This is a genomic window from Pseudomonas brassicae, assembly GCF_010671725.1.
GTDB classification, from domain to species: domain Bacteria; phylum Pseudomonadota; class Gammaproteobacteria; order Pseudomonadales; family Pseudomonadaceae; genus Aquipseudomonas; species Aquipseudomonas brassicae.
The window spans coordinates 1-10,557 of the sequence record NZ_JAAHBU010000066.1; the positions used below are offsets into that span (position 1 = coordinate 1).

The window sequence follows — 10,557 nt, forward strand, 5'->3', positions numbered from 1 at the left end:
TCTGACTGGCGTGGCATGGGACTCCCTATCCTTTGCGTGCAAGGCATAAACATAGGGGGAAATGCTTGCAGGGTCTGTTCGCTTGTTTCCGAGAAAAACGTGGGAAAGTTCTGTAAACGCACCCGATGGCGCTCACTGCTCACTCCCTGCCGCTGACGGGTACAAATCCGTGTCGGAATAAGGATATGCTGTTTCGAAATATTACAGTCTGGTGAGGAAACGATGCCGTTACGGGACCTGCTGCTCGCACTGGTGGTGATCATCGCCTGGGGCCTGAATTTCGTGGTGATCAAGGTTGGCCTCGACGGCCTGCCGCCCATGTTGCTGGGGGCCTTGCGCTTTGTGCTGGTGGCGTTCCCGGCGATCTTCTTGATCAAGCGGCCGCAGTTGCCGTGGCGCTGGCTGCTGGCCTACGGCATGACCATCTCACTGGGCCAGTTCGCCTTTCTGTTCGAGGCCATGGGGAATGGCATGCCGCCGGGCCTGGCCTCGCTGGTGCTGCAGTCGCAGGCGTTTTTCACCCTGTTTTTCGCCGCGCTGTTTCTCGGTGAACGGCTGCGCGCCGCGAGCCTGCTGGGGCTGCTGGTGGCCGCCGGGGGGCTGGCGCTGATCGGCAGTGAAAACGGCAGCCATGTGCCGTTTTTCGCGCTGATGCTGACGCTGTGCGCCGCCGCTTGCTGGGCCATGGGCAATATCATTACGCGCCGCTTCGGCAATATCGACCTGGTCGCCCTGGTGATCTGGGGTGCGCTGATCCCACCGCTGCCGTTCTTCGCGCTGTCGTGGTGGCTCGAAGGGCCGGCATTGATCGAGCGTTCGCTACGTGGGATCGGCCTGAATTCGATTCTGGCGCTGGCCTACCTTGCGTTCATCGCTACCATGCTCGGCTACAGCCTGTGGAGCGGGCTGCTGTCGCGTTACCCGGCGGGCAAGGTCGCACCGTTCTCGCTGCTGGTGCCGGTGGTGGGCCTGAGTTCGTCGGCCTTGTTGCTCGACGAACGCCTGAGCACCCTGCAATGCTGGGGCGGCGTGCTGGTGATGGTCGGCCTGTTGATCAATGTGTTCGGCCCGCGCCTGCGCCAGCGCTTGCTGGCGGCCCTGGGCTGAGGGTTGAACGATACGCTGCGCCACTCGCTCCAATTTCAGCCCCCTGTCGAATCAAGGCCCTTCCATGCACTCACCTCGATCCGCTGCACCCCATGCCGGCAGTAGCGCCATGGTCAAGGTACGCGGCGCCCGCGAACACAACTTGAAAAACGTCGACGTCGATATCCCCCGCGATGCGCTGGTGGTGTTCACCGGTATCTCTGGCTCGGGTAAGTCCTCGCTGGCGTTTTCGACGATTTACGCCGAAGCCCAGCGCCGCTATTTCGAATCGGTGGCGCCGTATGCGCGACGCCTGATCGACCAGGTCGGGGTGCCTGACGTGGATGCCATCGAAGGCCTGCCACCGGCCGTGGCCTTGCAACAGCAGCGTGGCACGCCGAGTGCGCGCTCGTCGGTGGGCAGCGTGACCACGCTGTCGAGCCTGATCCGCATGCTGTACTCGCGCGCCGGCAGTTATCCGGCCGGGCAGCCGATGTTGTATGCCGAGGACTTTTCACCCAATACCCCACAGGGCGCGTGCCCCGAGTGCCACGGCCTGGGCCGGGTGTATGAAGTGGACGAGGCCTCGATGGTGCCTGACCCGTCGCTGACCATCCGCCAGCGCGCGGTAGCGTCGTGGCCGCTGGCGTGGCAGGGCCAGAACCAGCGCGATATCCTCGTGACCCTGGGCTATGACGTCGATGTGCCCTGGCGCGATCTGCCGCAGGCGCAGCGTGACTGGATTCTGTTCACCGAGCAGACGCCGACCGTGCCGGTGTATGCCGGCCTGACCCCGGCGCAGACCCGTGAGGCGCTTGAGCACAAGCGCGAGCCCAGTTACCAGGGCACCTTCAGTGGTGCACGGCGTTACGTGCTGCACACCTTCAGCCACTCGCAAAGTGCGCTGATGCGCAAGCGTGTCAGCCAGTTCATGCGTGCCAGCGAGTGCCCCCTGTGCGCGGGCAAACGCCTCAAGCGCGAGTCGCTGTCGGTCACCTTCGCCGGCCTGGATATCGCCGAACTTGCACAACTGCCGCTGCTGCAACTGGCCGACGTGCTCAGGCCGGTGGCCAGTGCCAGGTATGTCGAGCACGGTGAAGCACAAGGGGCGGTGCTGACCCACGCGCAAACCCGCGATGCCCGCGAGCAGCGCGTGGCCAGCGGCGGCAATGCCCACGCCGGCGGGCCGGACGTGCGCCACACGCCCAACCTCTCGCTGGAAAAGCGCCTGGCCGCGCAGCGCATCGCTCAGGACCTGCTCGAACGTGTCGCGACCCTGGTCGATCTGGGCCTGGGCTATCTGGCGCTGGAGCGCAGCACCCCCACGCTGTCTTCGGGTGAGCTGCAGCGCCTGCGCCTGGCTACCCAGCTCAACTCGCAACTGTTCGGGGTTATCTACGTGCTGGACGAGCCCTGCGCCGGCTTGCACCCGGCCGATGGCGAGGCGCTGTATCAGGCCTTGCTGCGCTTGAAGGCGGCCGGCAACTCGGTATTTGTGGTCGAGCATGACCTCGACACCATGCGCCGCGCCGACTGGCTGGTGGACGTCGGCCCGGCCGCCGGCGAGCAGGGCGGTCGGGTGCTGTACAGCGGGCCGCCTGCCGGTCTGGCCGAGGTCGATGCTTCGCAAACCCGTGCTTACCTGTTTGGCCAGCAGGCTGCCACAGCGCGTCCGTTGCGCGCGCCAAGTGCCTGGTTGCGCCTGCAAGGGGTGACGCGTAACAACCTGCACAACCTCGATGTGGAGTTTGCGCTGGGTTGCTTTAGCGCCGTGACCGGTATTTCCGGTTCGGGCAAGTCCAGCCTGGTCAGCCAGGCCTTGCTGGAGCTGGTGGGGGCACACCTGGGGCTGGTTGCGAGCCCGGCCGAGCCCCAGGAGCAGAGCCTGGAGGACGATGCGCTACAGGCCAGTGGTGGCCAGGTCACGGCCGGGCTCGAGCATATCCGCCGGCTGGTGCAGGTCGACCAGAAACCCATCGGGCGCACGCCGCGCTCCAACCTGGCCACCTACACTGGGCTGTTCGACCACGTGCGCAAGCTGTTTGCCGCCACCGATGCGGCACGTGAGCAGGGTTTCGATGCCGGGCGCTTTTCGTTCAACGTGGCCAAGGGCCGTTGCGAAACCTGCGAAGGCGAAGGCTTTGTCAGCGTCGAGCTGCTGTTCATGCCTAGCGTCTACGCGCCATGCTCCACCTGCCATGGCGCGCGCTACAACCCGCAGACCCTGGCGGTGACCTGGCAGGGGCTGAACATTGCCCAAGTGCTGCAATTGACGGTCGCCCAGGCACTGCCGGTGTTTGCGCAACAGCCTGCGGTGCAACGTGCCCTGGCGGTGCTGCACGAGATCGGCCTGGGCTATCTGCGTCTGGGCCAGCCGGCCACCGAGCTGTCCGGTGGCGAAGCGCAGCGCATCAAGCTGGCCACCGAGCTGCAACGCATGGCGCGCGGCGCACCCTCTACGTGCTCGACGAGCCCACCAACGGCCTGCATCCCCAGGACATCGACCGGCTGATGCTGCAGCTCAACCGCCTGGTGGACGCGGGGCATAGCGTGATTGTGGTCGAGCACGACATGCGGGTGGTGGCGCAAAGCGACTGGGTCATCGACATCGGGCCGGGCGCAGGGGACCAGGGTGGCAGCCTGGTGGCGTGCGGTACGCCGCAGCAGGTCGCCACCTGCGTCGCCAGTCGTACTGCGCCGTTCCTTGCCCGCGCGCTGGGCTGAGGCGGCCTACACGGCGTCCAGGCTGCGCCGCACCTTGTCCAGCAGGTCGTGGATCTGGAACGGCTTGGTGACGATGTCCATGCGCACGCCGAGAAAGTTCTGCCGGTCGATGGCGTTCTCGGCGTAGCCGGTCATGAACAGCACCGGTAGTGCGTCGCGCAACCCACGGGCGATGTTCGCCAGTTCGCGGCCATTGATGTGCGGCAGGCCGACGTCGGTCAGCAGCAGGGCGATGCTCGGGTCATCGCGCAGCAGCACCAGGGCGCTTTCGACGTCGGCCACCGGGGTGCAGCGGTAGCCGGCATCCACCAGCACTTCGCAGACAAAGTTGCGTACCACCGCCATGTCCTCGACCACCAGTACGTGCTCGCCGGCGGTGGCGGCGGGTTGTGGTATCGGTTCGCTGATACTCATCAGCGGGCGCTGGCTGGCGGGCAACAGCAATGTCACTTCGGTGCCGCGCCCGTTCGTGCTGCGGATCTGCACGTCGCCGGCCGACTGGCGAGCGAACCCGTAGATGGTCGAGAGGCCCAGCCCGGTGCCTTGGCCGATGGGCTTGGTGGTGAAGAACGGGTCGAACACCTTGCCGATCACTTCGGGCGCGATGCCACTGCCATCATCGCGCACCGACACGGCAACATAGGCGCCATCGGCCAGCTTGAGGTCGTCCTGGGTATGCGCGGCGTAGGTGCTGATCCAGATGTTGCCCCCCTGGGGCAGGGCATCGCGCGCATTGATTACCAGGTTGAGCACGGCGTTTTCCAGCTGGATCGGGTCTACCAGGGCCACGCTGGCCTGTTCGCTGAGGTTGAGGTGCAGGCCGATGTGCTCGCCGATGGTGCGCCGCAGCAGGTCTTCAAGCGAGCGGATGTGCTGGTTGATGTCGGTAGGCCGCGTGTCCAGCGGCTGCTGGCGGGCGAACGCCAGCAGGCGGTGGGTCAGCGTGGCGGCTCCCATTGCCGCGCTCAGTGCGGCGTCGGCGTAGCCCTGGACCTTGTCGGTGCGGCCCTGCTCGATGCGTTTCTTGATCAGTTCAAGGCTGGTGATGATGCCGGTGAGCATGTTGTTGAAGTCGTGGGCGATGCCGCCGGTAAGCTTGCCCAGTGCGTCCATTTTCTGCACCTGCAGCAACTGCGCCTCGGTGCGCGCACGCTCGGCCACTTCCTGGGCCAGCAGGCTGGTCGCGCTGTCGAGCTCGGCACGTTGGGTGCGCTCGCGGTGGCGCTGCTCGGTCACGTCCTCGACGAAGATCAGGCTCAACTGGCCGTTGCGATAGGGTGACAGCTGCCACTCGGTTTCGCGCAGTTGGCCATTGACGTGCATGTGCAGCAGGCCCTTCCAGCGGTCGCGCGTGCCCAGGCGGCGGCGCAATTCGTCGAGCACCGGTTGCTGGTCGTCAGCGAAGCATTCGAGCAAGGTGTCCGGGCTCAGGTTGCTCTGGATCAACTGGGCGAACGCGTGGTTGCACTCATGCACCTTGAGCCCGATGCCGAGCAGCGCGATCGGCGCGGCAGTATTGACGAAAATCTCGCGAAAGCGCGCTTCGCTTTCGCGCAATGCCTGCTCGGTATCGCGCACCCGCAGCAGCGTGCGTAGGGTGGCCAGCAGCACTTCCGGGTCGACAGGGTGGATCAGGTAGGCGTCGGCACCGGCGTTCAGGCCGGTGATGATGTCGCCTGTACCGATGGCCGCCGCCGACACATGGATCACCGGCAGCAGCGCCGTGGCCGGCGTGGCGCGCAGGGTGCGCACGATATCGAAGCCGCTCATGTCCGGCAGGTGCACGTCCAGGATCAGTGCGTCGTACAGCCGGCTGTTGATCAGCGCCAGTCCGTCGCCACCGGTGCCGGCTTCATCCACCAGGTAGCCATGGCATTCCAGGCGCCGGCGCAAGGCATAGCGGGTAGCGGCGTTGTCGTCGACGATCAGCAGGCAGCTATCAGGCTTCATCGACAGCCTCCTGCTCCAGCGCCAACGGGATCACCACGTAGAACGTGGAGCCTACTCCCGGTTCGCTTTCGACCCCGACCCTGCCACCGAGCAACGCGGCGAAGCGCTTGCACAGCGACAGCCCCAGGCCGGTGCCACGCAGGCGCTTTTGCAGGGGCGAGTCGATCTGCGCGAAGTCTTCGAACAGGGTGTCGTGCAGCTCGCTGGGGATGCCGATGCCGGTATCGCGTACGGCAAAGCGAATCTTGCCGTCGTTCTCCAGCTGCGCCGAGACGCGAACCTCGCCGCGCTGGGTGAACTTCAGCGAGTTGGAAATGAAATTGCGCAGTATCTGCGCCAGCTTCTTGTCGTCGCTGTACAGGCGCGGCAGGCCGTGCGGTTCTTCGAAAATGAGGTCCACGGCGGTGGCGTCGACGATCGGTCGGAACATGCCGCGCAAGGCGGCGAACAGGTCGAGCATGTCGAACCATGCCGGCGAAATGGTGATGCGCCCGGCCTCGATCTTGGCCAGGTCAAGCAGGTCGTCGACCATGTCGCTGAGTTCGCGCGCCGAGTTGCTGACGAAGGCCACCTGGCGATGCTGCTCGGCGCTCAGGGGCCCGTCCAGCTCGTCGCTGAGCAGGCTGGCAATGCTCAGGATCGAGCCCAGCGGAGTACGGAACTCATGGCTCATGTAGGACAGGAAGCGGCTTTTCAGGTCTGACGCCTGACGCAGTTGCTCCGCCTGTATATCGAGCTCGGCGTACAGCGCCAGGACGCCCTGGTTGGTTTCTTCCAGCTCGGCGCGCAGCGCGTCGGCCTCGCTGCGCAGGTGCAGGATCAGGGCGTGCGGGTCGGCAAGCTTGTCGGGTTCAGTCACGAGGGGCCTCCAGGGCAACCACGAGTACGCTGACATCGTCGCGCCCCCGGTAGAAATCACGGTGCAGCACTGCCGCGATCAGCGCCGGGTGCCGTTGCGCAAGACCAGGGTAGTCCTGCAGGTTCCAGCGCGATTGCAGGCCATCGCTGTACAGTACCAGCAGGTTGGCGTGCACACCCGCGTAGTCGAACGGGCGGGGCCGTCGAAACTGCCCGCCGACAATCCCCGGATGCGAGGCCAGCCCGCGTGAGGCGCCGGGTGCCAGCAGGCTGGCGCCGATGTTGCCGATGCCGATGAAACTCAGCGTGCCGTTGTCGTACTGGGCGAATGCCACGGCACGCCGCGGGTGCCGCACATGGCCGCATGCATGTCTTCGAGCAAGGGCATGGCAGCACCGAACGGTGCCTGGGCAAAGGCCTGTTCGCCGGCGCGTGCGGCCTGCTGCGCGAGTTCGCCGTGGCCCAGGCCATCGATCATCAGCGCGCTGATGCGCAGGCCGTCATACGCCAGGTGCCAGGCATCGCCGCAGGCCGGGTCGTGGTGCAGCGCGTGCTGGCTGACACCGTAGCGCAGGTCGGCCGTGCTGCCGCCGCGCGGTATACCCGCGCCAGCACGGCGGCGCCGCGCGTGTCGGCGTACACGTCGAATACGTCTGCCTGGCGCACCACGCACCCAGGCCGATGCCCTGGGTGCCACCCGTGGAAAAACCGTCGGCCAGGCACTGGTGCAGGTCGAAGCCTTGCCCGCGGTCCACTGCCAGCAGCTCTACACCCGGTGCGCCCTCGCGGGGCAGGGCGCGCAGGTGCAGTTCGCCGCTACCGGCGTGCTTGAGCAGGTTGCTCGCCAGCTCCGTGGCCACCAGCGCTACCCGACCGGCATCGCTGTCGTCCAGGCGCAGGTGTTCGGCGAGCCTGCGTGCACGTCGGCGCGCATCGCCGATCTGGGTCGCGTCTTCAATGCTCACAACCTCTGTGGTGCTACTGGCCAGGTTCACGCCCATCGCAGGATCGTCACGCGGGTGCCGGCACCGGGGGCGGTGTCCAGTTCGAATTCGTCCACCAGCCGCCTGGCGCCGGTCAGGCCCAGCCCCAGGCCGCTGCCGCTGGTCCAGCCATCGGTCATTGCCAGCTTGATATCGGGGATGCCGGGGCCTTCGTCGCGAAAGGTCAGGCGCAACCCCTTGCGGTGGTCCTTTTCCACTATCTGCCAGTCCATGTGGCCGCCGCCGCCATACACCACGGCATTGCGCGCCAGCTCGCTGACGGCGGTGACCAGCTTGGTCAGGTTGATCAGGCTCATGCCGCAGCCCTGGGCCAGCTTGCGTGCCAGCTGGCGCGCCAGCACCACGTCCTGTTCCAGCTGGATCGGTTGAGTACCGCTGTCCTCGGCGCTCATGCCGACTTGACCCGTGCCTGAAGCAGCTGCATGCCGCGTTCGACATTCAAGGCGGTGCTCACCCCGGGCAGGGTCAGGCCCAGCTCCACAAGGGTGATGGCCACGGCCGGCTGCATGCCGACCAGCACGGTCTCGGCGTCCATGATTTTCGACAGGCCGGAGATGTTGCCGATCATCCGGCCGATGAACGAGTCGACCATGTCCAGTGCCGAGATGTCGATCAGCACACCGCGCGCCGATGTACGGCTGATACGCTCGGACAGGTCGTCCTGGAGGGTCAGGGCCAACTGGTCGTGCATGTCGACCTGAATGGTCACTAGCAGAAAGTCGCCCATCTGCAGGATCGGAATGCGCTCCATGGGCTCATACCGCCTTGCTGACGTTGATACCCAGGCGTTGTAGCGCCAGTTTGAGTGCATCGGCCAGGTTGGCTTTGGTCACGACCCCCTGCAGGTCCAGGCCCAGGTACACGATGGTCTGGGCAATCTGTGGGCGTACGCCACTGATGATGCAGTCGGCGCCCATCAGGCGGATGGCGGTAACGGTCTTGAGCAGGTGCTGGGCCACCAGGGTGTCGACGGTGGGCACACCGGTGATGTCGATGATGGCGATTTCCGAGCCGGTATCGACGATGCGCTGCAGCAGCGACTCCATCACCACCTGGGTGCGTTGCGAGTCCAGCGTGCCGATCATGGGCAGTGCGAGCACGCCGTCCCACAGCTTGACCACCGGGGTCGACAGTTCCAGCAGTTCTTCCTGCTGGCGCTTGATCACCGACTCGCGGGATTTCTGGAAGGTGCGGATGGTGTGCAGGCCCAGTGCATCGAGCAGCTCGGAGACTTCCAGCAACTGCCCGGCCAGTTGCCCGGGCTGCTCGCTGTACTCGCGTTGCAGCAAGGCGAACAGCGGGCCCTTGAGGGCAAAGATGAAGGTGGCGGTCTGTTGTGAGTCCTGGCCGAGCAGGGCGCGGCTATGCGAGAGCTTTTCGAGGAACAGGCGTGCGGCGTCCCAGGCCTGGGCATTGAGGTGCTTTGCATCGCCGTCCTGCAGGCCGTTGTGCAGCAGTTGAAGGAACTCTTCGGTCTGCAGCTTGAGGTCGTTGGCTTTCAGGTTGCGTGAGGCGCCCGAGGCTTCCAGGCCCGCCAGCCACTCTGCTACCAGCGAGGCCTGGTGGGTTCTGATCGCAGTGAGTGTTGCCGGTTGAAGTGCAGCCATGTACGCGTGCTCCTTGAAGCATGAGGTCATAGGACAAAGTCTGGTGCAGCTAACTCTAGTTCCAAAACCGCGACGCGCCTGCTCGAATTGGAACGCTGGCGAGTGGGCAAAACAATGGCGTCGGTTTGAGCGTGCGCCACCGTCAAGGTTCCAAGCGGGTGTATACGAGGCATCTGCTACCATCGCGTCTTTTTGCCGGCGCGCACGTCGGCAGCGCCAAAGGAGAACAGCATGATCATCACCACCACCGGCACCGTGGAGGGGCGCGAAGTTGCAGCCTACCTGGACGTGGTCAGCGCCGAGTCGGTGCAGGGCATCAACGTGGTCCGTGATATTTTCACCAGCTTTCGCGACTTTTTTGGCGGCCGCTCGCAAACCCTCGAAAGTGCACTGAAAGAGGCGCGCATTCAGGCCACCGACGAGATCCGTCAGCGCGCCCGCAGCCTCCAGGCAGACGCCGTCATCGGCCTTGACTATGAAATCAGCATGCCGTCGGCGCGCGGCGGCATGGTGGTGGTGTTCGTCACCGGGACCGCAGTGAAGCTCAAGTAGCCTTTGGCCATTGGTCGGGTGCGACAAAAGGTGACCGGGCAGTCTTCAAATGTCCGGCTAGTCTCTGAGGGCAACAAGGTCACTATTTCCTGGGCAATCGTCTGCTTGCCGGTAGTGATCGCTTGCAGGGGAGCCGGGTATGAAGGAATCGTATTTCGAAGACGATGGTGACGAATTTCCCATCAACAGCCAGGTGCGGTGCGGCCAGGCGGCGTTTCAACTGGGGTTTGCCAACATGACCCTCGATGACGCGCCAGCACGCGTGCACACCAAGGTGCCAGCGCGCAGCGAGCGGCGCCGGTTCTTGCCGGGGCTGCGCAAGAAATAGCGTGCGCCCGACACGAGCCCTGGTAACAGCATGCTGCTGTGCCGGGGCTTTTTCATGTGTGCTGCAGGCCTGTCGAAAAGGGATGGGCGGTACGCTGAACCTGCCGTTTTATGCCGCTTTGTTGACCTCGCTCAACCCTGCGACGGCTGTCGCTGGCTGCAGGAGCGGTTGTATGCCTTACTGTCGGCTGGATTGACCACGGAGCAGTGCAATGCGCATCAGGGAAGAGACTTATTGGAATTGGGCCGACTCTCAACTGCACAGTCGCAGCCATGACGAAGAGCTCAGTGATGGCACCAGTATCGATGTACAGGTGCGCCTGTCACGTACCGGTGCCACGCAAATGTTCATGGGGGTATATGCCCGGCGCGGCAAGGCCCTTGTCGAGGAATACTACCCATCGTGCCCCGGCGAGACGATGAGCCGCGCGCTGGTGCGCGGGGTCGAC

The 10,557-nt window shown here is 65.0% G+C and carries 9 protein-coding genes and 2 pseudogenes; 5 read left to right on the plus strand and 6 right to left on the minus strand.

All coding sequences use genetic code 11. From position 1 onward, the window contains the following. The first annotated feature begins 222 nt into the window (after positions 1-222). Entirely contained in the window at positions 223-1,107 is an 885-nt protein-coding gene (locus G3436_RS05890) for an EamA family transporter (protein WP_163942372.1), read from the plus strand. 64 nt (positions 1,108-1,171) lie between these two features. Continuing rightward, positions 1,172-3,810: pseudogene (locus G3436_RS05895) on the plus strand (excinuclease ABC subunit UvrA). A gap of 6 nt (positions 3,811-3,816) precedes the next feature. On the opposite strand, the gene G3436_RS05900 reads toward G3436_RS05895, so the two are convergent. The 6 genes and pseudogenes from G3436_RS05900 to G3436_RS05925 all read right to left on the minus strand — a co-directional run bounded on the left by G3436_RS05900 (position 3,817) and on the right by G3436_RS05925 (position 9,229). Continuing rightward, on the minus strand, positions 3,817-5,760 hold the full coding sequence (locus G3436_RS05900) for a response regulator (RefSeq protein WP_163942374.1): 1,944 nt from the start codon (positions 5,758-5,760) through the stop codon (positions 3,817-3,819). Beyond that, positions 5,750-6,619 carry a sensor histidine kinase gene (locus G3436_RS05905; RefSeq protein WP_338001211.1) on the minus strand — a complete coding sequence of 290 codons (870 nt, stop codon included), beginning with the start codon at positions 6,617-6,619 and terminating at the stop codon, positions 5,750-5,752. Before G3436_RS05905 ends, G3436_RS05900 begins: the two co-directional genes overlap by 11 nt. Continuing rightward, a pseudogene (locus G3436_RS05910) lies at positions 6,612-7,619 on the minus strand (ATP-binding protein). Before G3436_RS05910 ends, G3436_RS05905 begins: the two are co-directional and overlap by 8 nt. Continuing rightward, positions 7,610-8,014: an ATP-binding protein gene (locus G3436_RS05915; RefSeq protein ID WP_163942381.1), complete on the minus strand. Its 405-nt coding sequence runs from the start codon at positions 8,012-8,014 to the stop codon at positions 7,610-7,612. Before G3436_RS05915 ends, G3436_RS05910 begins: the two are co-directional and overlap by 10 nt. After that, a complete protein-coding gene (locus G3436_RS05920) occupies positions 8,011-8,373 on the minus strand; it encodes an STAS domain-containing protein (protein WP_163942384.1) in 363 nt (120 codons plus the stop codon). Before G3436_RS05920 ends, G3436_RS05915 begins: the two co-directional genes overlap by 4 nt. A gap of 4 nt (positions 8,374-8,377) precedes the next feature. Further along, positions 8,378-9,229, minus strand: coding sequence for an STAS domain-containing protein (locus G3436_RS05925; protein WP_163942386.1), 852 nt, complete (start codon positions 9,227-9,229; stop codon positions 8,378-8,380). Positions 9,230-9,460: 231 nt separating this feature from the next. On the opposite strand from G3436_RS05925, the gene G3436_RS05930 reads away from it, so the two are divergent. The 3 genes from G3436_RS05930 to G3436_RS05940 all read left to right on the plus strand — a co-directional run. Further along, positions 9,461-9,781 carry a YbjQ family protein gene (locus G3436_RS05930; protein WP_163942389.1) on the plus strand — a complete coding sequence of 107 codons (321 nt, stop codon included), beginning with the start codon at positions 9,461-9,463 and terminating at the stop codon, positions 9,779-9,781. Positions 9,782-9,920: 139 nt separating this feature from the next. Next, entirely contained in the window at positions 9,921-10,109 is a 189-nt protein-coding gene (locus tag G3436_RS05935) for a hypothetical protein (RefSeq protein ID WP_163942392.1), read from the plus strand. 211 nt (positions 10,110-10,320) lie between these two features. Continuing rightward, positions 10,321-10,557: hypothetical protein (locus G3436_RS05940; protein WP_163942394.1), on the plus strand; the 237-nt coding region annotated here is incomplete at its 3' end.